This is a genomic window from Streptomyces sp. NPDC104367 (assembly GCF_055583825.1).
Genome location: NZ_JBVJND010000037.1, coordinates 12,338 through 38,109 on the forward strand (window position 1 = coordinate 12,338; position 25,772 = coordinate 38,109).

Here is a 25,772-nt window from a genome sequence, read left to right on the forward strand (position 1 = left end):
GGCGGGTCGTGCCCTCCTCCGGACCAGGTCCGCTAGACCAGGTCCTCGGAGAGCGGGTGGGGCCCGGCGGCGGAGAGCCAGCCCGTGCTCTGCCCGGCGTAGTCGGCGCGGTCGTCGCCGTCGGCGTCCCGCAGTTCGCGCAGGTGCCCGGCGAGGCGGTGCCGGGCCGCCTCGCAGTACAGGTCGGCCAGGTGCTGGCCGTCCTCGGCCGCGGGAGCGGCGGTCCGGGTCATGCCGGAGGCGCGGGCCAGGACGACGGCCATGGTGAACAGCTCACCGGAGATCTGGGAGAGCAGCACCAGCACCCGCTGGCGCGCGGTGAGTTCGGACCGGTCCGGATGGCGGCCGGCCAGCTCCCGGCAGGTCAGCCCGAACCGGCGGGTCTCCTCGACGACCGCCGCGAGATGCGCCCGGTTGCGGTCGGTCAGGTCGGCGTCGAGGAGGCTCGCGTCCGGGGCGCCCGGGGCTTCGGGGCCGTCGGGCTCGGGGTAGTAGTACGACAGGATGTTGCGGCCCGCCAGCCAGTAGTCGATCATGAAGTCCACGCCGCCGGAGATCCGCATGTTGCGGACGTCGCGGACCGCCTGCTCCACCGGCAGCGCCGGTGCCCCGCGGCGCTTCTTGCTCGCCGCCGTCTCGTAGCCCTCCGCCGCAGTGAGGGACAGGGTCCGGTCGGCCACCCGGCCGGCGAGGACGGAGGCGATGTTCTTCGCGATGTTCTGTTCGAAGGCCGTGTTGCGGCCCAGGTCCTGGTCCTCGTTGAGCAGGGCGGCGCGGGCGACGCTCTCCACGGCGAAGGTCTCCGCGAGCGAGTCGGCGAGCCTGCGCCGGATCTCCTCGTACTCCCCGAGCGGACGCCCGTCCACCACCCTGCGGTTGACGAACTCCCGGGACCACCGGCAGCACAGCTTCGCCACGGCCAGCGACGGCGCCACGATCATGTGCAGCCGGCCCCGGGTGACGAGCCGTGAGACGGCGGGGGTCAGGCGGGCCTGCCCGTTCCCCTCCTCCAGGAGCTGGTGCGAGGCGGGCACCCGGACCCCGTCCAGGGTGATCCAGCCGTTGGGGAAGCCGCGGATGCCGGAGAACTCGTGCCACTGCCCACGCGAGAATCCCGGGGAGTCGGCCTCCACGAAGAAGACCTGGTTGGTGGTGGTGCCGTTCTCCCGGACGGTCGCGGTCACGCTGAACAGCGTGCCGAGGGGCGCGTGCCCCACGAAGACCTTGTGGCCGTCGAGCACGTACGCGCTCCCGCCGTCGACCGGCACGGCGGTGGTGGCCCGGTGCTGGTTCGCGGCGCCGCCGGGTTCGGTGTCCGCGGTCCCGGACAGACCGCCGAGCTTCTGGTGGCGGTGCAGCAGGTCCTTCAGCGGCCCGTCCGGCACCACCGGCCAGAAGGCGGGCGTGCCGACGGAGTTCTCGATGCCCATCACCAGGGCGACCGGGAAGCAGTGGCTCGCGGCGGCCTGCACGACCCGGAACACGTTGAAGTGCGACAGGCCCAGGCCGCCGAGCGACGCTTCGAGTTGCAGGCTCAGGTAGCCGCGGGAGCGCAGCAGCGGGTACAGGCTCTCGGGCAGCCGCCCCGACGCCTCCACCGTCGCCGGGTCGACGTGTTCGCGCAGGAAGGCCGCGAGGTCGGCGACGGCCCGGTCCCCGGCCTCGCGGTCGGCCGGATCCTGCTCGGCGAAGGGATGGACCAGGTCCCAGCGGAAGCGGCCCTGGTACAGCTCCTCCAGGAAGCTGGGGCGGTCCGGGTCGGAGGAGAAGTTGCGTGGCTGGGCAGGACGTCGTTGCACCATGGGCAGGCCAATCCGTGGGTGGGGGAGTGCGTCAGCGGCCGGAGTCCGACGGCCGTGCCAGGGCCTGGTCGATCGCGGCGGCGAGCGCCGGTGCGTGCCGGCTGCCCAGGATGCTGTGGTGGTCTCCCGGCAGGGGGCGCACGGTCACCCCGGCGCCGTACAGCGGGGCGATGCTCCGGCCGAGCCTGGCCCGCCGGTCCTGGTCGGTGCCGGCCTTGAGCAGCAGCAGCGGTGCGCGGACCGGCCGGGGGCGGTGGCGCAGCAGGGCGCTGATGCTGGTGTTGTGCAGCCGTACGTAGTCCGGCACACCGACGGCGAAACGCAGCCCGGCCAGCTCCCGCACCCGGGGCAGCTCGCCCTCGGGCCGTTCCGGCACCAGGCGCCGGGAACGGGCGCCGCGGAAGCGGGCCTCCCACTGCAGGCTCAGGCTGGGCACCAGCCAGTGCGGCAGGGCGCCGACCGGCAGGCCGCCGGTGGCGGGCAGGAAGCCGTCGATGCCCAGGAGAAGCTCCACCGACTCGCCCATCGCCTCCAGCAGGCGGGTCATCTCGTGGGCGACCATCGCTCCGTACGACCAGCCGCCCAGCAGGTACGGCCCCTTGCGCTGCACCTGCCGCAACACCGTGACGTGGTGTGCGGCGATGTCCTCCAGGCGGGCCAGCGGCCGCCGGTGGTCGTTCAGGCCGGGCGCGTCCAGGCCGTAGACCGGCCGGCTGCCGTCGAGATGACCGGCGAGCCGGCGGTAGCACAGGGCGCTGCCCGTGGCCGGTGCCGCGAGGAACAGCGGGCGGCCCGAGTCGGCCGCGCGGAGCAGGGTGAGGTGGTCGGGCAGGTGGGCGGGGGTGGGGTCGGGGTCGGGGTTGGGAGGCGCCGCTGCCGTGACGCCGGGGGCGCGGCTCTGTGCCACGGCGGGGACGAGCCGGCGGACGGTTCCGACCAGGGCGGCGAAGGTGAGGTCGGGCGGCAGGGACGCGACGGGCACGTCGTGTCCCAGACGGCCGGCGATCAGTCCGCTGAGCTGCACGAGCATCAGCGAGTCCCCGCCGAGCCCGTGGAAGTCGGCGTCGTCGCCCACCGCCGGGGTGCCCAGCACCTCGCACCACAGGGCGGCCAGGTCCGACGCGAGGCCGTCCGTGCCGGACGCGCCCGTCACGGCGGACGGTTCGGCCGGGGTCTGCGCGGCCGGCGCTCCCTTCGCGACCGGCGCCGGTGCCGGTGCCGCTGATCCGGCGTGCGGGACCGGGGCCGTCGGGTCCGCCTCCGGTGCGGGTGGGCCGTCGGGCAGCCGTAGACGTCCGGGCGGCGGGTCCAGGGCGAGCAGTCGCGCCAGTCGGCCGGGATCGACGCGGGGGACCTCCAGGTGCCCCCAGGCGTCGCCGTCCGGCGCGGGATCCAGGGCGCGGCGCAGCCGCTCGCCCTCCCAGGAGCCGGGGTCCTCGGTCACCACCCAGGCGGGGGCGCGGCCGGGCAGCCGCTCGCGCGCCTCGCGCCACCGGTCCGCGGAGTCCTGGCCGGTCCGGGGCAGGTAGAGCAACCCGTCGCCGCTCGGCGGCCGTCCGGGGCCGGGGCCGGCCGCGAACACCACCACGTGATCGCTGGCGAGGCTGGCGTCCACCGCCCGCACGTCGGTGAATCCGGCGTCGTCGATCGCCCGCAGCCACGTGGGCGCGTCGAGGTGGATGGAGTCGGTGCGCAGTTCGTCACCGAAGTCCCACCATCCCGGGGCCAGGCCCCACATGACATGGGACCAGCGGGCGATCTCCGTGACCTCGACCAGGCCCAGCTGGCCGCCGGGCCGCAGCAGTCCCGCGAGCCGCCGCAGCGCCGTGGGAACCGACTCGGCGACGTGCACGACGTTGTACCCGAGTACCAAGTCGTAGCTGCCCCGCACCAGTTGCTGCTCGACCGGGTCGGTTCCGATGTCATAGGTGGAGAACCTCAGGTCGGTCAGGCCGAGTTCGGCCGCGTGCGCCTCGGCACGCCGGACGATCAGCGGGCTGACGTCGGTGATGTGGTACTCGACGCCCCGCCGGCCGGGCCACTCGGTCAGCAGGGGCCAGGTGAGCCGGCCGGCTCCCGCGCCGATCTCCAGGACGCGTAACGTCCGGCCGGTCTCCCCGGCTCCCGCGGTCGCGGTGCGTACGACGTCGCGCAGGGCCTCCAGCGCGGCGGCGCAGTCGTCCAGCGGAATCCGGTTGTCGCGCAGGCAGTCGTCGAGGAACCCGGTGCCGGCGTCGGGGTAGAGCACCGACACGGGGGTGCGGCGGCCGGCGAAGACGTCGGGGTAGGCGGCGGTGACATGGCGCAGCATCCTTGTCAGGCCCGGGAGTTCGTCCAGTCCGGACTCGACGGCCAGCGCGTCGGCGAGCGAGGCGGTGAGTGTGCCGGCGGCCTGCCAGTGGTCGCCGTCCCGCGTCAGCCAGCCCTCCTGCTCCAGCACGCGCAGGCAGAAGTCGGCCAGTGCGGGCAGGCGCCGGTCCGGATCGACACGCCGGCGCAGTTCCCGATCGGTCACGCGCATGCCGTCCGTGAGGCCGCTCATCGCCACGATCTGCTGCCCGGTCAGCCCGGCGCAGTACAGGTCCAGCTCCCGGCTCAGCCCGGTCCGCCGGGTGAGCGGGGTGGTCCGCCCGCTCCAGGTCACACCGTCCGCCGCGGTGCGCACCGCGCCGGTGAGATCGGGCAGCGGCGCGGCCTCGGCGTACTCCCGTACCGGCAGGCCGTGTTCGGCGAGATCGGCGGCGAGCGCGGCGGCGCGCGGGTGCCCGTCGCCGACCACGGTCCAGGCCCGGGGCGTGCCGTGTGCCGAGGGGGCGGAGAGGGGCACGGGCCGCGGTTCGAGCTGCCACCAGACCCCCTCGCGCCAGGCGTGCGCGCCGGCTTCGGGGCCGGGCAGCCGGGACGGTCCGGCGCCGTCACCGGGGTCGAGCAGGGCGACGGGCTCGCCGGTCCGGGAGTGGTGCGCGGCCCAGGCGCCCCAGTCGGGGGCGGTGGCCGCCGGGGCCGCGGTCAGGACGTCGGTCAGCCCGCGGCCCGCGACGAACAGGGGGGCGCCGAGCCGCCGTGCGGTCTCCACCGCCTCGGAGAGCACCGGGGCGACGCCCGGCGTGTCCGGACCGGGCTGCGTCGTCCGTTCCGGCGGAACCGCGATCACCAGGGGGCGCCGTCCGGCCCGGACCGCGAACCCGTCGGCCGCCGCGGTGAGGGCGCCGGGCTGCCAGGCGACCGCGGTGACCCCGTGACCGGCCAGGGCGGCGTCGAGCACGGCGGATTCTCCGGCCAGCAGCACGTCGTAGGCGTCGGCACGGGCGGCACCGGCCTGCGTCCACACCGGGGCGACGGCCTGCGGGGCGCGGTCCGAGGCGGACGGGACCGCGGACGGCGCGGCCGCCGGCGGACGAGGGCGGGGCGGTGCCGCGGGCGGGGCCGGCACTGCGCTGCGGGCCAGCGGATGGGGCGCCAGGGAACAGATCCGTGCGGCGCGGACGTGCGGCAGGGACTCCCAGTCCACGGCCACCCCCTGCTCCCACAGCCGCGCGAGACCGCCGAGCAGGTTCCTGCGCTCATCGGCCGGGGAGCGGCCCAGCAGCGGGACCGCGGCGAGGTCCGCCGATTGGCGGATCGCCTCCCGGGTCAGGGAGTCCCCGGGACCCAGCTCCACCAGGACCGACACACCGCCCTCGGTGAGCGTGCGCATGCCGAGGTCCAGCCGGACGGTGCCGGTGAGCTGCCGGGCCCAGTGGCCGGGGTCCCGCGCCTGCTCGGGGGCGGTCCACTCGCCGGTGAGCCCGGAGATCCACGCATGACGCGGCGTCTTCCCGGGCGCGTCCGCCACGGCCTCGCGCAGTTCCTCGGCGGCGGACGCCATCAGCGGGGAGTGGAAGGCGTGCGCGGTCGGCAGGAGCCTGCTCGCGGTGCCGGCGGCCCGCAGGGCGCCGGCGAGCGCCTCGATCCGTTCCGTCGGGCCGGACACGACGACGTAACCGGCCCCCACCGTCGCGAGCGACACACCGTCGTCCAACAGCGGCGCCACCTCGGCGAGCGGTGTGCGCACCACGAGCATCCGGCCGGGCGGGGACCGGTGCATCGCCGTCGCGCGCGCGTGGACGAGGTCCAGGGCGTCCTGCCGGTCCCAGCCACCGGCGACCGCGGCTGCCACGTACTCGCCGACGCTGTGTCCGAGCGAGGACTCCGGAGTGACGCCCCAGGACGACAGCTGCCCGGCCAGCGCGTAGCCGTACACGAACAGGCCGAGCTGCTGGTGGCGGGTGTCGAGGAACCAGTCGGGGGAGGTGCCGGGGTCCAGCGCCGGTGCCAGGTCGATGCCGTGGCGGGCGCGGACCTGTGCCCGGCAGGTCTCGAAGACCTCGCGGAAGACCGGGAGCAGTTCATGGGCGGCCCGTCCGTGACCGGCTCGCAGGGCGCCCTGCCCGGGGAAGAGGAAGGCCACCCTTGGAGCGTCCGCGGCCCGGGCCGTCCGGTCGCCGTCCCGCAGCAGCGCGGTGGCCTCGGCGGCGCTCGCGGCCACCACCGACATGCGGTACGGGAAGCGCCGGCGTGCGGCCAGAGTCCGTGCGGCGTCCGCCGGCCGGGGCGCGTCGGCCGCGCCGAACCGGTCGGCCAGTCGGGCGCGCGCCGTGCGCAGTGCCTCGGGGGAGGCGGCGGACAGGCAGAACGCGTGTGCCCCGTCCGCCTCGTCGGGGCCGGCCGGCCCGGTCCGGGGCGGTTCCTCCAGGACGAGGTGGGCGTTGGTCCCGCCGATACCGAAGGAGCTGACGCCGGCAAGGCGTGAGGCGCTCTGCTCCCAGGGCCGGTACTCGGTGCCGACCCGGAACGGCGACGCGTCGAGGTCCAGGGCCGGGTTGGGGCGGGCGAAGTGCGGGGTCGGGACGAAGGCGCGGTGGTGCAGCATGAGCGAGGTCTTGATCAGGCCGGCGATGCCCGCCGCGGCGCCCGCGTGGCCGATGTTGGCCTTCACCGTGCCCAGGAGGCAGGGGCCGGTCCGCGAACCCTCGCTCTCGGCGGCGAACGCGGCGGTCAGCGCGGCCACCTCGACCGGGTCCCCGACGGGTGTGCCGGTTCCGTGCGCCTCCACGTAGCCGATCTCGTCGGAGGAGACGCCCGCCCGCGCCAGCGCCAGCCTGATCACGTCCCGCTGCCCCGCCACCGAGGGCGCCGTGTAACCGACCTTCTCCCGGCCGTCGTTGTTCACCGCCGATCCCCGGATCACGGCGACGATCCGGTCGCCGTTCTCCAGCGCGTCGGCGAGGCGCCTCAGGACGACGACTCCCACCCCGCCGCTGGTGACGGTGCCGGAGGCGTCGGCGTCGAAGGCCCGGCAGCGGCCGTCCGCGGAGAGGATCGCCCCCTCCTGGTGGAGGTGGCCGCCGGCCTGCGGCAGGTGGAGCGCGGCAGCCCCGGCGAGGGCCACGTCGCACTCGTGGCCGAGCAGTGCCTGGCACGCCTGGTGGACCGCCACCAGCCCGGTCGAGCAGGCCGTCTGCACGGTGATCGCCGGACCGCGCAGGTCGAGCTTGTAGGCGGCCCGGGTGGCCAGGAAGTCCTTCTCACGCCCGATCAGACGCTGGGCGGCCGTGGCGGGGTCGGAGCCCGCCTGCCACACGGGGGTGTGGTCACCGCCCGCGAACAGGCCGGTCCACTTCCCCGACCGGTCGGGGTCGATGCCCGCGTCGTCCAGGGCCTGTGCGGCGCACTCCAGGAAAACGCGGTGCTGCGGGTCCATCGTCGCCGCCTCGGCGGCGCTGTATCCGAAGAACTCCCGGTCGAACAGTTCCCCGTCGGGCACCACTCCGCGTGCCGGAACGAACCTGGTGTCCTCGACGAGCGAGGCGTCGAGTCCGGATTCGACGAGCGCGGACCGGTCGAAGTGGCTGATGCTGTCGATGCCGGCGCTGAGATTCCTCCAATATTCCTCGGTGTTGCGAGCACCGGGAAACCGGCAACTTAACCCGATTACGGCGACAGAGTTTTCCTGCATCATCGGATCTCCGTGAGCTATGTGGCGTATCTGTTCGTCGCCCCGCTCGCCGCCAAGACCTTGCGGCGCACTACGTGTCGCCCCGTTGAGTGATCCAGCATTACAAGAATCGAGCCGGTGTCAACAGGGCATCCCGCCCGTTCGCTTTTACCGCTGGATTCCGGCCGTCACTCCCCGGAGCCTCACGGCAATGTACCCACGTGATCGCCGGGCAATGTTGCGGGATCATGAAATGTGCCAGGCCGGGGAGGTGGCCTGGCGGGCCTGTCGCCATTGTTCGAAATATGGTGACGTAGGTAGAAGAGTGTAGTCTGCAGTGAACTTCTGATTTTCTCCTGCTCATGTCGTGTGCCATCCCGTTTCGCGGCAAGGGTGAAGAAAGTGATTGCCGCCCTTCCATATTTCATGGTGCCGCAACAATTCCGACGGCCGGTCGGGTTAGATTGCTGTGAGTTCGCAAGAGCTTCGAATCTGGTGAATTGTGTGAGGCAGTAGAATCCCGCGAGGTCTCGATGTCTGGTTTTGCCGGATGGTCGGCTTGTTCGGATGAAGCTGAGGTGCGCGAAGCGGACTTCAGTCGTGTGATGACGGATCTCACCGTGCGCGGCAGGGCCGGGCACGGGACATGGCGGCACGAGGGTGTTGCCCTCCTGCAGACGGTCGATCCCACCTGGACCGGGCCGGCAGGGCCGGCGGTGCTGGAGCGCCCCGGTGCCCCGCCCGTGGCCGCGGTCTTCGACGGCAACCTCACCAACGCCACCGGCCTCGCGGCCGCGCTGGCGGTGCGCCCGGGGTACTCGCCTGCGGAACTGGTGGCCCACGCCTACCTGACGTGGGGACGAGCGGCGGTCGAGCGGTTCCAGGGCGACTTCGCGTTCGCCGTCCTGGACGCTGACCGGGTCCTGCTGGGACGCGACCGCCTCGGCATCAAGCCACTCAGTTACGTGGTGACCGGGAACGGCGTGCTGTTCTCCTCCGACCTGGCCACCCTCGCGCGTCACCCCTGGGTCCGGCCCCGGCTCACCGCCGACGGCCTGAGCGCGTTGATCACCCAGCTGCGTCCGCCGGGGCGCGGCGTACTCGACGGCGTGCGAGAGGCGGTCCCGGGAAGCACGGTCGAGTTACGGGCCGACGGCACCGCCTCCGAGGTGCGCTACTGGTCGCTGCAGGATCCACCGGAGGCCGCACCGGGCCACCCCGTCGAGCAGGTCAGGGAACTGCTGGACGATGCGGTGCGCCGTGCCCTCGGCGACGCCGAGCCCGCCGTGCTGCTGTCCGGAGGACTGGACTCGAGCGTGCTGACCGGCCTCACCGCCGGCCTCGGCAGACGCCCCCCGAGGACCTTCACGGTCGTGTTCGACCAGACCGGCGTCCCGGTCCCGGACCGGCCGTACGCGCAGGAGGTCGTCGACTTCCTCGGATGCGAGCACCACGAGGCCGGGATCGACCCCCGCGAGCTCTCCGAACCCGCTCTGCTGGCCGAGGTCGCCGCGGCCAAGGACCACCCGACCCCGTTCGGCGACAAGAACATCACGCCGTACGTCTTCGGACGCCGGGTCGCCGAGGCGGTGCCGGTGGTGCTCAGCGGGGAGGGCGCGGACGCGGTGTTCACCGGGCTCGGCGGGGATCCCGACCCCACCCGTGCCCTGACATCGTTTCCCTGGATCGAGCGTTCCCGGCGCTTCGGTCTGCCCTACGGCATCGGCGCCGGGCTGTTCGACGCCGGTCTGCTCCACTCCGTCGACGTGTCCGGCTGGATCGACTCGCTGTTCCGCGAGGCCGTCGCCGAGGTGCGGCACCCGCCGGGTGCCTCCCGCACCGACCGCCTCGCCCGCGAGATCGATCATCTGACGATCACCCGGCTGCTCGAACAGACGGTGCTCCACTCGGAACGGATCTCCACGGCCGCCGGGCTGCAGGTGCGCTTTCCCTTCGCCGACCCTCAGGTGGTCTCGGCCGTCTACCACTTGCCGGCGCTGGCGAAGTCCTTCGACGGCAGGGAGAAGAGCCTCCTGCGCGCCCTCGGGCAGGACCTGGTCCCGGAGTCGGTCCGCACCCGGCCCAAGGTGCCCTACCCCATCACCTACGACAGCTACTACAAATCCGCTCTCCTGAGCCGCCTCCGTACACTGCTGGACGACTCGGCGGCCCCCGTGCACGCGCTGCTGGACCACCGTGCCGCGGACGCCGTCGTCGACGATCCGAGCCGGCTCGACCGCGGCGGCTGGCTCGGCCGCGCGGACGTCGAGATGGTGTTGCAGCTCGACGCCTGGCTCAGACGGCTGCACGTCCAAATCCAGCTGTGATCCCACGGCGCAACGGCCCGCGCCGGCAGCGGTGGACGCCGCGACCGGTGACCGGCACGGGCCGGCAGCGGGAAACCCCCGGCCGGAGAGACCACCACCCGCGGTTCGCCGGAGCCTGAACACGTCCACGAACCGCTCGCCGACCCGACGCCGCCCAGGTCGCCTGGCGCCGAGTCCGCGACCCGCCCCCTCCCTCCTTCCCCCTCCCTCCCCCCTTCCTCCTCTGCCGACGGCCCCGGCCCGCACCCCAGCGGGGAATGCCACCGATGCCGACGCCCCAGGGCAGGCAGCCGTCTCCCGTCGTTGCGCGCGGCAGCGCGTCAACGCCCCCACCATCCGGCTGTCCGCCACGGACCGACCTGACTCCGCCGCGCCAGCCGGCACCGGGGCGGCCAGGAAGCAGCCGGACACGACGCGGAAATGAGGCACAAGTGAGTGACCCGAAGCAGGTCCCGCTCTCCGTCGGGCAGGAAGCCATCTGGGTCGCGTGGAAACGCGACCAGACCGCCTGGACCAACATCATCCCGACGCCGTTCGAAGTGACCGGCTCGCTCGACGTGGCACGCCTCCGTGAGGCGGTCAGGGAGATCGGCGAACTCTACCCCCAGCTCCGTGGCCGGGTACTGGCCACACCGGGCGGCCTGGTCCTGGACCGCTCGGGCGGCCCGGAGATCCCGGTGACGGAGACCGCGACGGACCTTCCCAGGGACGAGGCCGTACGCCGGGCCTGGCAACGGCCGTTCAACCTGCGCCGCGGACCGCTCGCCCGGGTGGAACTGCTGCGGGGCGCGGACTTCACCGTCCTGGTCCTGGCCGTCCACCACCTGGTGTTCGACGGCGCGTCGATCCTCCTGCTCCTGGAGGCGCTGAGGGAGACGTACGCGGGCAACCACCCGGTCGCCCCCGACCACGGCGCACTGGTGCGGCACGCCGAGCGGTCCCACGCGCTGGCCGACGGCCCGGAGGGCGAACCCGACCGGGAGCACTGGCGGGAGACGCTGGGCGGGCAGGACTTCGGCTTCCGGCTGCCGCCGAGCGTGGACGAGGCGCGGTACACCGTGCTGGAGGAGCTGATCCCCGAAGGGCTCGCCGCCCGGCTGCGGTTACGCGCCACCGAGATCGGTGTCTCCTACACCTCGGTGCTCCTCGGAAGCTACTTCGCGTTGCTGCGCCGCTACGGCGGAGGCTCGGACGTCCTGTCGTTCGTGCCCTACCACGGACGGTCCGCGGCGTCGCTGCGCGAACTCGTCTGGGACTTCGTCAACCCCCTGCCGGTCCTGGACCGGCCCACCGCGGACGACACCTACGCCTCGCTGTCGCGCCGCATCCACGGTCGCGTGAGGGACGCCGTCGCGCACGGGAACCTGCCCCTGCCGGCGATCATCCGGGCGGCCGGCCTGACCGGGCCGGAAGCGGGGGCCCGCACCCACCAGACGGTGTTCCAGGTCTGGAACGCCGGCCTGCGGGCCGGTGTCGACGTGCAGGACCTGCCCCTGGATCACGGCGGGCACCGGGCCTCGCTGCGGCTGCTCGGCATGGAGAGCTCCGCCGGTTTCGTCCTGGCGACGATGGTGCGCGAGGACAGCGCCGGCACCCACGTGCTGTGGAAGGACCCGACCGGAGCCGTCGGACCCACCCGCATCGCCGAACTCGCCCACGACTACCGCGCCATACTCGACTCGGTCGCCGAGAACCCCGAGACGCCCCTGATCGACGTCCGTCACGACCTCGGGACGGACCCCGAACCCGTGGCACAGCCCCGGACACGGCCCGGCCCGCCGCCGGAACGGGCCGCGGACGAGTCGGTGACGGAGATGGCCCGCCTGTGGGCCGCGGTGCTCGGCGTGCGGGAGGTCGGCCCGGAAGACTCGTTCTTCGAACTGGGCGGCCACTCCCTGCTGGCGGAGAAGCTGGTGCTCGCCGTCAACAGGCACTACGACGCCGAGACGGTGTCCATCCGGACCCTGTTCGACCACCCCCGCCTGCACGACTTCACGGCAGCGGTGCGACCGGCCGCCGCCCCGCAGGAGACGGACGCCCCGCCGGCCGCGGACCCCGTGCCGTCCGAGCCGGACCCCGACGCCCCGGGGACGGCGCCCGCGGTCCTCGTCCGGCCGGCCTCCCCGCACCAGCAGCGCATGTGGTTCGTCGACCGGTTCGAGAACGGGGAGATCTACCCGGCGGCACCGACCTACCACAACCTCAGGCTGGTGCTGCGGCTTCCCCACGCCCCCGAGCGGTCCCGGCTGGACGCCGCCGTCGCCACGCTGGTGCGGGCGCACGAGGCACTGCGCACCACCTTCGACCACGTGGACGGCCAGGTGGTGCAGCGCATCCACGAGACCGTCCCGGTGCGCGCCGAGTGGCTGCCCGCCGGCACCGGCCCCGAAGCGCTGCGCGCGGCCGCCACCGCACCGTTCGACCTGGTCGACGGCCCACTGCTGCGCGTCACCGTGCAGCCGCACGAAGACGGCTCGGCCCGGCTGGCGCTGACCGCCCACCAGGCCGTCGCGGACGACCACTCGCTACGGCTCCTCGCCCGGCAGCTCCTCGGCGACACCCCCGGACCCAGCAGCTTCAGCGCCTGGCACGAGCGGACACCGCAGGAGACACGGCGCGCGGCCGTCGAGGCACGCGCCGCGGTGCTCAGCCCCCCGGCCGAACCCCTGCGCCTGCCCGAACGCCGTCAGCGCGACGCCGTCCACGTCTACGAGGAGGCCACGGCCGGCTTCTCGGTCCTGGCGGACACCGCGGTCGGCACGCTCGCCGAAGAGCTCGGCGTGACCCCCTCCGACGTGCTGCTGGCCGCCTTCACCGCCGTCCTCGGCTGGTACACGGGACAGACCGATCTGGTGCTGGGGCTGACCCATCCGGGACGCCACGACGCCGACCACCACGTCGTCGGCCCCCTGTCCAACCTGCTGCCGCTCCGCTTCCAGGCGCCGCCGGACGTCACCTTCGACCGGCTGGCGACCGCGGTCGCCGCCGAGCGCGCACACGCCCAGCGGCACGGGCACGCGCAGTTCGACGAGCTGGTCCGCCGCATCGACCCGGTCAAGGACATGAGCCGCACCGCCCTGTTCGACGTGCTCGTGACGGTCCTCGACGGAACCGGGCCACAGGAGGACACCGGCCTCGCGGGCGGCTACGGCAAGTACGACCTGCACCTCGTGCTGCGCCCGGAGGACGGTGGCCACCGCGGCGTACTCGTCTTCAACGGCCGCTACTTCGACCACGACCAGATCGCCGCCCTCGCCGAGCACTTCACGGCGGTCCTGCGGCAGCTCGCGAAGCGCCCGCACACCGCGCTCGGCGACCTGGACCCGCTGACCGACGACGAACGCCACACCCAGCTCTCGGTCTGGAACGCGACCGACGCCGGGTACCCGGAGACCACCGTCCACGACCTGGTCCGGCAGACCGCCGCGCGCCGGCCCGAGGCCGTGGCGCTGACGCACGAAGGCACGGAGACCACCTACGGACAGCTCCTCGACCGGTCCCGGCGGCTCGCGAACGTCCTCCTCGAACACGGGGTCCGGCCGGGCGAACTCGTCGCCCTGCTGCTGCCGCGAGGGCCGCGGCAGATCGAGGCGATCCTCGCCGTGCTGTTCGCGGGGGCCGCGTACCTGCCGGTCGACCCGGCGGGGCCGCGGGAGCGGGCGGCCTTCATCCTGAACGACTCCGGGACCCGGTTCGCGGTGACCCCGGACGGCGCCGCCGTCCCCGGGTTCCCCGGGACCGCCGTCGCCGCCGACGCCGAACCCGGCACCGACACCGCCGCCGACCTGCCTCAGGTGGCCGCCGACGCGCCCGCCTACTGCATCTACACCTCCGGCACCACCGGAAAGCCCAAGGGCGTGGTCATCACCCACCGCAACCTGGTGCGCCTCCTCACCAACGAGCGCTTCCCCTTCGCCTTCGGACCGGACGACGTGTGGACGATGTTCCACTCCTACGCCTTCGACTTCTCGGTCTGGGAGGTCTTCGGCGCACTCGTGCACGGCGGACGGCTGGTCCTCGTCACCGAGGAGCAGACCCGCGACCCGGAGCGGTTCTGGGCGCTGCTGCAACGCGAACGGGTCACCGTGCTCAACCAGACCCCGAGCGCGTTCGGCCGGATCGCGGACCGCGAACCGGCGACGCCCACCGGACTCGGCAGGCTGCGCTACGTGATCTTCGGAGGCGAGGCCCTGCGCCCGGCGGCACTGGGCGGCTGGCTGGACCGCCATCCCCACGTCCGGCTCGTGAACATGTACGGCATCACCGAGACCACGGTGCATGCCAGCATCCACACCGTCACCCGGGCCGACACCGACGCGGACGCCAGCGTCATCGGCCGCCCGATCCCCACCACCCGGCTGCTGCTCCTGGACCGGCTGACGGGCCGACGGCTGCTGCCGGCCGGCGCGGTCGGCGAGATCCACGTCGGCGGCGACGGGGTCGCGGGCGGCTACGCCGGCCGGCCCGAGCTGACGTCGCAGCGGTTCGTCGAGTCGCCGTTCGGCGACGGGAGACTCTTCCGCAGCGGCGACCTGGCCCGCTACCGACCGGACGGAGCACTGGAGTTCATCGGCCGGGCCGACGACCAGGTGCAGCTGCGCGGATACCGCATCGAACCCGGCGAGGTGCGCGCCGCGCTCCTCGAACACCCGCAGGTCCACGACGCCGCGGTGCTGACCGAGCCGGACCGCCTCATCGGGATCGTGGCCACCACCGCCCCGCTGACCCGGCGCGACCTCTACGACCACCTGCTCGCCAAGGTGCCCGGCTACATGATCCCGGCAGAGTTCCGCACGGTCCCGGAGATCCCGTTGACGCCCAACGGAAAAGTCGACAGGGAAGCGCTGCGCCGCCTGCCGGGAACACCCCCGGCCGAACCGGCGGCCGCGGAACCGGCCGCCACCGGCGGCAGCACGGCGGCGGTGCTCGGACAGCTGTGGTCCGAACTGCTCGGCGTCGCCACGGTGCGGCCCGACGACTCGTTCTTCGCGCTGGGCGGGCACTCGATGAACGCGGTCTCGCTGATCGCCCGGATCCAGCAGCACTTCGACGTGAAACTGCCGATGCGCGCCTTGTTCGAGCACCCTCGCCTGGGTGACCTCGCCGCACTCGTCGACCACGAACTCCCGGGCCACGCGCCCGTCGACCCCGCGTCCGTCGCCCACGCGTCCGCAGACCGTGCGCATGCCGGTCCGGACGCGGCGCCGGCCGTCGAGCAGCTGCCGAAGGCCGGCCCGCTGCAACGACAGCTCTGGCTCGCGGAGCAGGTCGAGGAGCGCTCCCGCAACACGGTCCTGCTCTCCTGGAAGACCGAGGGGCCGCTCGACCTGGCGGTGCTGAACCGGGCACTGACCGAACTGGTCGCCGGGCACGAGATCCTGCGCACCGCGTTCGTGACGGACGGCGGCGCGCTGCGCCAGGCCGTCCGGGAGCCGTGGCGACCCCGCATCGAGATGGTGTTCGTCGCCGATCCCGCCCACCCGGACGAGGAACTGGCCCAATGGCTCGAAGAGACCGCGCAGCAGCCCTTCGACCTGGAGTCCGGGCGGCTGCTGCGGTTCGCCGTCGCGGACCTCGGGACACACACGCACGCGCTGCTGGTCTGCGCACACCATCTCGTCGTCGACGGGGAATCGGTTCCGACGCTCCTGTCGGAGCTGGACCGCTACTACCGTGCCGTCGCCGAAGGCGTACCCGCCGAGCCGCCGCGCACGCAGTACCGCGAGTTCGTGGCAGCCGGCGAAGCGGCCCGCAGAGGCGAACGGCAGCGCCGTGACCTCGACTTCTGGCGTGGACGGCTCGACGGCGCCGGCAGCACCGTCGAGTTCCCCGAGCCGCCGCCGGTGCCCGAGCCGGACGGGGCGGTCACGGTGGAGCTGCCGGCCGACCTGGGACGGCGGCTGCGGCAGTTCCAGACCCGCCACTCGGTGTCCTGGTTCATGGTGGTGGGCGCCGCGCTGGCGACCGCCGTGCACCGCTGGACCGGCCGCAGGGGTCTGACGGTGGGCGTCCCCGCCGTCCAGCCGGACCGGGGTGCCTTCCCGGACCTGCTGGGGCCCTCTCTGAACACCGTCGTGCTGCGGTCCGACGTGACCGCGGGCAGCTCGCTCGGCGAGGTACTGGCCGCACTGCGGACCGAGACACTCGACGCGTTCGCCCACGCCGGCGCCCCGTTCGAGGACGTCCTGGAACTGCTGGCCCCGGTGCGGCGGCCGGGACGCTCGCCCTACACCGATGTCACGCTGAACATGAATCTGCGCAGCGACCGCAAGGCCGAGCTGGGCGGAACGCGGCTGCGGCCGGTCTTCCTCGACCGGCTCGGTGCCAGGGAGGCCAAGACCGGCATCACCCTGACCGTGGCGGAAGAGGACGGTGCGCTGGCCGTCGTGCTGTCCCACCAGGGCACACGGGTCTCGGCGAAGCAGGCCGGCGTCCTGGCCGCGGCGGTCGCCGACGTTCTCGTCGGCCTGGCGGACGACCCGGAACGGACCCTGGCCGGCACCGTCCTCCAGCACCTGCCGCGAAGGCGCGCCGCGAGGTGACGCGGATGCGCCGCGCGACCCCTCGTCCCCCTGTACCGCCTCCCGCACTCCCGCCCGGCACCCTCCTGGCCCGGCGGGACCGGACCGCCGGGCCGGACGCGCCGCTCCGCCCTCCTCCCACCGAAAGCGGGCCGTTCACATGACGACCGACGCCCAGATCCGCCTCCACTGGTACCTGCCGAGCTCCGGCGAGACCCGCCGGTTCCGCCGGGGCGGCACCAACGTCGTGCTGCCCGACCGGGACTCCGCCGGGCCCGGCGGCTTCCGCGCACCGACCCTGTCCTACCTGACGGAGATCGCCCTGGCGGTGGAGGAGGCCGGGTGCACGTCCGTACTCGTCCCGACCGGATCCTCCTGCGAGGACCCCTGGATCGTCTCGTCCGTGCTCCTGGCGCACACCCGCACCCTCCGCTTCCTGGTGGCGCTGCACCCCCGCACCCAGCACCCGCTGCTGACCGCGCAGCACGCGGCGACCTTCCAACGGCTCGCCGGCCAGGGCCGCCTGGCGTTGAACGTGGTGACCGGCGAACCGGGCTGGGAGGCCCGCCGGTACGGCGACCACGGAGACAAGGCCGTGCAGTACGCCCGCACCGAGGAGTTCCTGCGGATCGTCCGGCCGCTGCTGGCGGGCGAGTCGGTCGACCACACCGGGGAGTACTTCGAGGCCCAGGACGCCTCCGTGACGGCCCCGGGGCGCGACCTGCCCGCGCAGCCGCCGGAGATCTGGTTCGGCGGGTCCTCGGAGTACGCCCGGCCGGTCGCCGCCCGCCACGCCGATGTCTATCTGAGCTGGCTCGAACCACTGGACATGATCGTCGAGAAGGCCGCGTGGCTGGCCGACGCGGTGCCCGAGGGCCGGCCGGCGCCGCGGTTCGGCCTGCGCGCCTGGCTGCTCAGCCGGGACACCGCCGAGGAGGCGTTCGCGGACGCCGAACGGCATCTCGCCGGCATCGACCCGGCCCACGCCGCACAGGCCCGCGCGCTGCTGGGCGCCCGTGGTTCGGTCGGTCAGGCCAGGGGCCAGAGCCTGCTCGAAGGAGCCGGCGTCGAGGACCCGGACAGCCTCCACGTGGCGCCCAATCTCTGGGGCGGTTTCGGGCTCCTGGCCGGAGGCTCGGCGCTGGCGTTCGTGGGCAGCCACTCGGAGGTCGCCGACCGGCTGGAGGAGTACCGCGACATCGGCGTGAGCGAGTTCATCCTCTCCGGATTCCCCAACCTGGAGGAGGCCCACTGGCTCTCGGACGGCCTCGCGCCGGAGCTGAGGCGACGGGGCCTGCTGGCCTCGACGTGATCCCTCGGCGTACGGCGACGACGGCCAAAGACCCGGTCGCCCACGCCGCCGCCCCGGTGACGGCCGCTCAGGAAGTGCCGAAGTGGCGGCGTGCCAGGCGGACGAAGTCCGCGGTGGCGGGATGCGCGGGGTCGGCCGGCCGGGCGAGGTAGACGGGGACCGGCGGGGCGTCGGCCAGGGGAACATAGCGGACGCCGGGGTGGGGGTGGTGGTGGCTGGTGCCCTCGGTGGTGACTCCGACCGCCTCCCCGGTGGCGATGGTGGTCAGCCATTCGTCCACGCCGGGCACGTCGATCGTGTCCGGACGCCCCTCCTCGGGCCACAGCTCCGCGCCGGTGGTGGCCGCGGTGGAGCAGAGCGCCACCACCTGGTCGGACAGATCCGCCAGGGCCAGCTCGCGGCGGCCCGCCAGGGGGTGGTCCTCGGGCAGCGCCGCCACACGCTGTTCGCTGGCGAGTTCGACCAGCCTGACGGACCCGGTGTCGCGCGGCCGTACGCGCAGGAAGACGAGGTCGGCCCGGCCGCGCCGCAGAGCGGCCTCGGGGTCGTCCAGGCGGTGGATCTCCACCCGGACCTGCGGACGGGTACGGCGCCAGGCGCGCAGCAGCGGGACGGTGTGGCGGCCCAGCGCGGCCCAGGCGAACGCCAGCCGCAGGGGCCGGGCCGACCCCGCGGGACGGGCTGCCTCGGCCAGGGCGTCGTCGAGCTGACGCAGGATGCGGTGCGCGTGCTCCCACAGCCGGCGTCCCGCGTCCGTCAGTTCCAGCCGACGGGTGGTGCGCTCGACGAGCCGGACCCCGACCTCGGCCTCCAGCTGTTCCAGCGTGCGCGACACGGCGGGCTGGCCGATACCCAGGACACGGGCCGCGTCGGTCACCGTTCCCTCGTCGCCGATCGCCGCGAGCGCTCGCAGATGCCGCACGTTCACATTCATGCCGGCCAAGCATAAGTACCCGCCGGGAGGCATTTCCCGACCCGGCGGTCCTCGTGCCAACGTCGGAGCATGATGAACATTCTGCTGATCGGCGCCGCCGGAACCCTGGGCCGGGCCCTCGACGCCGCGCTGGGCGAGCGCGGTCATCGTGTCCTGACGGTCGGGCGCACCTCCGGTGAGCTGCGCTACGACATGTCCGACCCGGAGCAGGTCGCCGCGCTCTACGAGGCCGCCGGGCCGCTGGACGCCGTGGTCAGCGCCGCGGGCCAAGTCCCCTACAAGCCGCTGTCCGACATGACTCCGGCGGACTGGGGCTCCGCCTTCACCGGCAAGGTCCTCCCGCAGATCGAACTGGTCCGCCAGGGCATCCCGCACGTGGCGGAGCGCGGTTCGTTCACCTTGATCACGGGGATTCCCGTGCGCGAGCCGGTGGTGACCGGTTCCGCTGCCGCGCTGGCCAACGGGGCGGTGGAGGCCTTCGTCCGGGCGGCGGCGATCGAGATCGCTCCACAGCGGGTCAACGCCGTCAGCCCCAACGTCTTCACGGAGTCCCTGGCCGACTTCGGGGACTGCTTCCCCGGTATGGGCTCCGTCGACCTGGCCGACGTGGTCCAGGCGTACGTCCGGTCCGTCGAGGGCGGTCAGACCGGACGCGTCTACGAACTGTGACCGAGGGCCGCCCCGCGGCTCCGGCGACCTCCTCGACGAGCCGCGCGGTGGCCTTCGTCCGCCCGACCGTCACGACGGGACGCCACGGCCAGCCGACGCCGCGAAGCCGCCACGCGGCGACGGCCTCCGCCTCCGGGCCTAGGTCCGCAGCAGGTTCCGGCTCCCGCCGGCCCGTGTCAGCATCGCCCCATGTCTCACACCTGGCCCAGCCATCTCGAGGTAGGGGCGGTCCGCTTCGCGCGGCCGACCGCGAAGTACGACGACGTTCTGACGTTCTACCGCGACGTCCTCGGACTGCCGGTGCTGGCCCAGTGGCGCGGCCACCAGGGATACGACGGCATGGTCCTCGGCCTGCCGGGCACCCCGGTCCACATGGAGCTCCTGCAAGGAGGGGAACAGCCGCGCATCCCCGAGCCCCATCCGGAGAACCAGCTGGTGCTCTACCTGCGCGGTCCCGAAGCCCTCGCGGCCGCCGTCCGACGCCTCGTCGAACACGGACACAGCCCGGTTCCCGCCGTCAACCCCTACTGGACGGAACACGGCGCGGTCCTCTTCGAGGATCCCGACGGCTGGCTGATCGTGCTCGCCCCCTGGGTCTTCGGCGAAGAGCCCCCACCCGCCGGGCGAGCGGACGTACCGCCCGGTTCCTGACCACGATCGCCCAGGAGCACGCCCTGGTCTACCCGTCGCCGGAGGACGCGGCGGGACACGAGGCGACCGGGGTGACGGACTCGGCACGGGACAGGTCGACGGTCGTGGCGACGCCGTCGGCCGAGAGCACGACCGTGCCCCGGCGCACGGAGACCACCTCGCCGCACAGCGTGGTGGCGCCCTGCCGGATCAGCAGCCGCGGAGGGTCCTTGGGCGGGGCGTACCAGGTCACGCCGACCGCCGTGACGAGCAGCACCGTGCACACACAGGTCAGGATGATCCCCGTGCGCAGCGTGCGGGCGCTGGCCAGCGCCTCGTCGTGGTCCTCGACCTCCAGCGGCCGCCCCGTCGCCTCGTCGGGTTCGGACAGCCGGCGGGCGTAGGGGCGGCCGTGGGCCGCGCGCAGCAGACAGAAGGCTCCGACCGCACCCACGGACAGGGCCGCCGCCAGCAGCACCCCGGCAGCGGCGGACCAACCGGGAGCGAGCTGTCCGACATCGCTGCGGCCCCTGACCAGCCCGAACCCGATGAGACCGGCCAGCAGCGCGCCGAGGCCGTTGCGCCAGGCCAGCGCCACCTCGCGCACCCGGCCGAGTTCTCGCTCCAACGCGCGGCGCGTCGACCTGGCCCGGCGGACCTGAGCGGCCGTCGGCGCGGGGCCGGGCAGCAGCGGGCCGCTCATCCTCCGGCCCCGGAGGGCAGCAGCAGGCTCCAGAACGCCCCGCAGCCGGTGTGGCCGTCGGGGGCGCCTTCGTACACGGTCTCGGCGGTGCAGTACATGACGACCGGACGGGCGGGCGAGGGGTCCGGCCCGGTGGCGGCCCGGAAGAGTTCCCCGACGACGGTGAAGTCCATCTGCCGGCCGCAGCGCGGGCAGGGCCCGGAGAGGACCAGCGCCGAGCCGAAGTCCTCCAGGGCGAAGGTGGCCGCGGCCTGCTGGGCGAACCGGTCGTCGGTGCCGTACCGGTAGGGCGGTGACGGTGGCGTGCTCATGCGGGTTCTCCCGTGCGGTCCCGTCGGGGGCGGACGTGCGGCGAGCCGGAACCGGCGTGACCCGTGTAGGTGAACGCGCTCCAGTCGGCGAGCGCCGCGAAGGGGCGCGCGGGCGCCGACGGGCTCGCGGCCGCCGGCGCCCGGGCGGGGGACGGGCCGCGCAGCACCCGCAGCCGCCTGGCCACCTGGCCGTGCTCCAGGTCCCGCAGCCGCGTCTGCGCGGCGCGCATCGCCTCGGCCGCTGGAGTGCCGTCGGCCCACCGGCCGACGAAGTCGGTCATCAGCAGGCAGGCGGCGAGGTCGCTGACCGGCCAGGCCGTCGAGACCACGCCCCGGGCCCCGGCCCCGATGAGGGCGCCCGGCAGGCCCACCACTTCGTCGGGCAGTTCACGGCCGGTCACCGAGGTGGCGCACGCGGAGAGGAGGACCAGGTCGAGTCCGCCGCGCACGTCCAGCAGATCCCGTACGGCGAGACGGGCGCCGCCGCCGAGGACGAGCGCGCAGGAGAGGGGATCGGCGGGGTCGGTCTCGGCATGGCAGGCGAAGTGGGCGAGTCCGCCGCCCTGCCCCAGCCACTCCAGGACCCGCTCGGGCGTGGCCTCCTCGTCCACCAGCAGCAGGGACTGCGGGAACCGGTCGGCGCAGGTTCTCACCTCCCTTTCGGCGAAGGCGAGTTCGCGCAGACCCGTGCCGTGTCCCACGGCCACTCCGAGGTAGCGGGGCGTCGGGGAGGCGGTCCTGGCGGGCAGCACGCGCAGACAGGGCGCGAAGCCGACCGCGTGGTCGTCGAGCAGGAACCGCTGCGCACGGTCCGTGCCGGACGCCCGGCACGCCGTCTGCCAGGGCAGGTGGACCAGTTCGCCCACGGGGACCAGGGTGAACGGCGTGCCCGGCCCTGGCACCGGCTCGCCCAGGACGTTCTCCCACGCCCACCGGGCGAACGGCTCCAGCGGACCGGCCGCGTTCCAGGTCACGTCCTTCCAGCGGGCGAGTGCGCTTGCCCCGAGGCCGTCGAGCGGCGTGGCCTGCACGGTCCGGCCCGTGACGGTGAAGGCCACACCCGTCTCCTCGCCCGGCACCAGATAGACCACGGTGCCCGCGGACGGCCGGCTGCCGGCCGAGGCGCCGGCGGACTCGCCCAGCCGCAGGCGCTCGGCCATCAGCAGCGCGCGGGTGCGTTCCAGACGGCTGACCGCACCGGCCGTGTCACCGGCCCGCCAGGCGGCCACGGCCACCGCGGCGGGCAGCCCGCGCGAGGTCCGCAGCCAGGTCTCCTTGGCCGCGCGCTGCCCCTGCTCGGCCACCAGCCGCCCCACCGCCCGCTCGGCGAGGTCGAAGGCGGCCACCGCCTGCGGGTACCGCTTCAGCCGGGCCTGCCACAGCCCCCATTCCATGGCGCCCTCCGCGGCCGCCGCCGGATACCGCGCGCCGGCCGCCTCGTACCCGCGCCGGTACAACTCCTCCGCCCGGTCCAGGAGTTCGGGCGCGCCGGTCAGCGCGTGGCGCAGACGGCCGAGTCCGGCCAGGGCGAACACGGCCGACACCCACGCCCGCGACGCCGACTCGGCATCGGCCAGTGCCTTCTCCGCGTGGTCCGCCGCCCGCTCGGCCAGGCCGCTCGACGCCAGGTGTTCCGCCTGCGCGCCCAGGGCGAGGGCCAGCCCGATACGGGCGTTGACGGCGGAGCCCGCCTGCGGTCCGCGCAGGGCGAGGGCCTCGCGCTGGGCGGCCACGGCCCGGGCCAGTTCGTCGGGGTCGCCGGTGATCTCGTAGCGGGCCTGGTGGGCATGGCCGAGGTTGGTCAGGACGGCTCGGCGCTCGGCGGGAGCCGTGGGCAGGGCGGCGGCGGCCGTCAGCCGGTTCACGGCCTCGTCCAGATCCGCGGCCGTACCCCGCCGGTCGTACCGCTGGTGCAGGGCCACGGCCAGCCCGTTGCGGGCCATGACACCGTGCGGATCGTCCGGCCGGCGGGAGTCAACGGCCTCCTGCCACAGCGCGACGGCCTCGTCGAGGTCGCCCATCGCACCGCGGGCGAGGAACCGCTCGTACAGACCTGAGGCGAGATTGCCCGCCGTGCGCGGCCGGTCGGGCAGCCCGCCCGGGTCGGCCAGCGCCTGGCGCAGCAGCCCCACAGCCTGGTCCAGGGCCGAGGAAGAAGAGGTCAGACCGGCGACCCGGACCAGGGCGCTGCCCCAGGCGTCGCGGAAGGAGGCGGCCAGCATGCCGCCCTCGGGCGGCAGATGCGGTGCCGCCGCCTCCATGCGACGGCAGGCCCGCTCCAGCTCCGCCGCACTGCCGCCCGCGCCCTGGGCCTGCCGGGCGATCCGTGCCTCGGCCGCGGCGGCGGTCGCCGCGACGGACAGCGGCGAGCGCGGCAGCGCCGTGTCGGCGGCCTCCTCGGCCAGCTCCACGGCGAGGTCGAGCAGCGCGGGCCCGTCCGCCGCGGTGGCGGCCGTCTCCCGCAGGACGACCGCGAGGTTGAGCTGGGCGCCGGCGCGCGCGACCGAACCCCGGGGCAGCACGGCCAGGGCTTCACCGAGGACGGTACGGGCCTGGGCCAGGTCGCCGGGGTCGCCCAGCAGCCGGTAGCGCTCGAAATGGGCGATGCCCAGGTTCACCGCCCGCGCCGCCGGGTTCTCCGCCTGGGCGAGCGGCGCCGAGGGGGCGAGCAGCCGGATCACCTCGTCCAGGTCCGTTCGCGACTTCGTCCACAGCGCCCGGACGAGCAGGGTGCGGGCCAGCCCCTTCTCCGGTGCCGCGCGCAGCCCGGGATCATCGCCGGCGAGGTCGAGCGCCGCGCGGGCCCGGTCCAGCGCACCGGCCAGCAGGACCTCGTCGTGCCCGAGTTCGGCCTGCTCACGCAGGCATTCGCCGAGCACGTCGAGAGCGGAGATCCAGGTCTGGAGCTCCTCGGGGTCGGGGGAGCCGTCCACGGCCGGCGGCCGGCCCGCCACGTCGAGCTCCTCCTCCAGCAGGGTCGTGGCCGCGGTCAGGTCGGCCGGATTCCCGGCGGCCGTGAACCGGTCCGTCAGGCAGCGTCCCAGGTGCGCGGCGGCCATCAGACGCGGCCAGGTGCCCGGGTCGGCCACACCCAGCACGCTGCGGAAGAGCCGGATCGCCTCGTCGGCGTCGCCCGGCCGCCCGCCTGAAACGAAACGGGAGTGCAGCGCCACACCGAGCCGGAACTCCGCGTCGGGCCGGTCGTCGCTGTCGTCGTCGAGTTCGGCCAGCGCGGCACCGAAGTGACCCACGGTGCCGTCCGCGTCGCCCAGCCGCTCGCAGACCGCGCCGGCCATCGCGTACCACCACTGGCGCTCGTGCGGGGCGAGATCCTCCGGCGGCCCCAGCGCGGCCCGCTCCCGGACGGGACCCAGCACCGGGACGGTCAGCTCGGAAGGCGGAACCCGCAGTTCCATCAACTCCGCAAGCGACAAACGCACTTCGCCCCCCCCACGCCGTCGTCGACCGGACCAGGCCCGCGACGAGAGCCTACGGCGCGGAGCCGGGCCCGCACGGGCCGATCACGAAAGAGGACGTACGCCACCATCCGCACCACCCCGCCGCGGACGACAGCCGGCACCCGCACCGCATCGGCCACGCGCCCCTCCCGGACCGGCCGGGAGAGCGTCTCCACCACCACGAGTCCTCCGATCGGAGGAGCGGCACCCACTCGATCAGTCACCATCGGTGCGCCTCGCCGTCCCGGCTCCCTGCGCCCCCTGAGGGCTGCGGAGATGCCGACCGCCTCGGCGAGCCCCGGGAGCGGCAGCGGTTCGGCGGCGCGTGCGTCAGACACCGTGCAGGACACGGTCGAGTGCCGCCCGGCCGAGCGGTCCCCAGTTCGGCTTGCCGCCGGGCAGGCCCCGGTCTCCGTTCTGCCCCATCAGCATGAGGAAGAGGCTCTTCACCGCCGCCAGTCCGCGGGCGCGCCGGATCGCCGCCTCGTCCGCGTGCGCGTACAGGTCGAAGAACCGTGAGGCCGCGCCCGCGGGAAGCAGCACCCACGCGGCGGCGAGGTCCCATGCCGGGTCGCCGGCGAACATGTCGCCGAAGTCGACGATGCCCGCGAGCGTCCCGTCCGAGACGACGACGTTCGCGGGGTGGAGGTCGCCGTGCACCCACACCGGCGGTCCCTGCCACGCGCCGGCCGCGACGGCGTCGTCCCAGACGGCCCGTACGTCGGCGGCGATGTCGGCGGGGGCCACGGCCCGGAAGAGGTTCTCGAAGCCGTCCGTGTGGTTCCGTGGATGGCCACCGCGGTCCGCGGCGGTCGGCGCGTCGGCGGGCGCCTGCGCATGGAGCGCCCGCAGGAAGCCCGCCAGTGCGCCGGCCGCGTGGTCACCGCGGCTGATCAGACTGTGGTCGAGCGGCTCGCCGGGAACCCACGTCATCACGGTCCAGTGCCGACCGGCGCCGGTGTCGTCGCCGCGTCCGGTGTTGGATCCACAGGCGCTGAGCGCTGTGGCGCCCGCCCCCGCGGCGAGCAGTGCCCTGCGGCTGATGGTCATGGTGCGTGCCCCCTGACGATTGTCGTTGCACGGCCCAACGATCAATCATGCGGTCTGATTACGAAGGGGGTGTTGCGG

Annotated in this window: 12 protein-coding genes; 5 read left to right on the top strand and 7 right to left on the bottom strand. The window is 74.2% G+C overall.

The window, feature by feature from the left end; all coding sequences use genetic code 11:
- Positions 1-32: 32 nt before the first annotated feature.
- Together ACZ619_RS38355 and ACZ619_RS38360 are read right to left on the bottom strand one after the other, a co-directional pair.
- Positions 33-1,802 (bottom strand): acyl-CoA dehydrogenase family protein, encoded by a 1,770-nt coding sequence (locus ACZ619_RS38355; protein ID WP_469609334.1) that lies wholly within the window; start codon positions 1,800-1,802, stop codon positions 33-35.
- 31 nt (positions 1,803-1,833) lie between these two features.
- Positions 1,834-7,803, bottom strand: coding sequence for a type I polyketide synthase (locus tag ACZ619_RS38360; RefSeq protein WP_469609336.1), 5,970 nt, complete (start codon positions 7,801-7,803; stop codon positions 1,834-1,836).
- Between the two features lie 581 nt (positions 7,804-8,384).
- On the opposite strand from ACZ619_RS38360, the gene ACZ619_RS38365 reads away from it, so the two are divergent.
- From ACZ619_RS38365 to ACZ619_RS38375, 3 genes are all read left to right on the top strand, one after another.
- Entirely contained in the window at positions 8,385-10,106 is a 1,722-nt protein-coding gene (locus ACZ619_RS38365; protein ID WP_469609339.1) for an asparagine synthetase B family protein, read from the top strand.
- A 431-nt stretch (positions 10,107-10,537) separates the two neighbouring features.
- On the top strand, positions 10,538-16,648 hold the full coding sequence (locus ACZ619_RS38370; RefSeq protein ID WP_469609342.1) for an amino acid adenylation domain-containing protein: 6,111 nt from the start codon (positions 10,538-10,540) through the stop codon (positions 16,646-16,648).
- Positions 16,649-16,787: 139 nt separating this feature from the next.
- Positions 16,788-17,939 (top strand): LLM class flavin-dependent oxidoreductase, encoded by a 1,152-nt coding sequence (locus tag ACZ619_RS38375; protein ID WP_469609344.1) that lies wholly within the window; start codon positions 16,788-16,790, stop codon positions 17,937-17,939.
- Between the two features lie 67 nt (positions 17,940-18,006).
- Here the strand turns inward: ACZ619_RS38375 and ACZ619_RS38380 are convergent, their stop codons facing one another.
- Entirely contained in the window at positions 18,007-18,873 is an 867-nt protein-coding gene (locus ACZ619_RS38380) for a LysR family transcriptional regulator (RefSeq protein WP_469609346.1), read from the bottom strand.
- Positions 18,874-18,945: 72 nt separating this feature from the next.
- Here ACZ619_RS38380 and ACZ619_RS38385 point away from each other — a divergent pair, with 72 nt between their 5' ends.
- On the top strand, positions 18,946-19,542 hold the full coding sequence (locus ACZ619_RS38385; protein ID WP_469609443.1) for a short chain dehydrogenase: 597 nt from the start codon (positions 18,946-18,948) through the stop codon (positions 19,540-19,542).
- A 189-nt stretch (positions 19,543-19,731) separates the two neighbouring features.
- On the top strand, positions 19,732-20,193 hold the full coding sequence (locus tag ACZ619_RS38390; RefSeq protein ID WP_469609349.1) for a VOC family protein: 462 nt from the start codon (positions 19,732-19,734) through the stop codon (positions 20,191-20,193).
- Positions 20,194-20,221: 28 nt separating this feature from the next.
- Here the strand turns inward: ACZ619_RS38390 and ACZ619_RS38395 are convergent, their stop codons facing one another.
- The 4 genes from ACZ619_RS38395 to ACZ619_RS38410 all read right to left on the bottom strand — a co-directional run bounded on the left by ACZ619_RS38395 (position 20,222) and on the right by ACZ619_RS38410 (position 25,694).
- Positions 20,222-20,875 (bottom strand): hypothetical protein, encoded by a 654-nt coding sequence (locus ACZ619_RS38395; protein WP_469609351.1) that lies wholly within the window; start codon positions 20,873-20,875, stop codon positions 20,222-20,224.
- On the bottom strand, positions 20,872-21,186 hold the full coding sequence (locus ACZ619_RS38400) for a hypothetical protein (RefSeq protein WP_469609353.1): 315 nt from the start codon (positions 21,184-21,186) through the stop codon (positions 20,872-20,874). Before ACZ619_RS38400 ends, ACZ619_RS38395 begins: the two co-directional genes overlap by 4 nt.
- Positions 21,183-24,602 (bottom strand): CHAT domain-containing protein, encoded by a 3,420-nt coding sequence (locus ACZ619_RS38405; RefSeq protein ID WP_469609355.1) that lies wholly within the window; start codon positions 24,600-24,602, stop codon positions 21,183-21,185. Before ACZ619_RS38405 ends, ACZ619_RS38400 begins: the two co-directional genes overlap by 4 nt.
- Before the next feature lie 372 nt (positions 24,603-24,974).
- Complete coding sequence (locus ACZ619_RS38410; protein ID WP_469609357.1) at positions 24,975-25,694, bottom strand: phosphotransferase; 720 nt, start codon at positions 25,692-25,694, stop codon at positions 24,975-24,977.
- Positions 25,695-25,772: the final 78 nt, after the last annotated feature.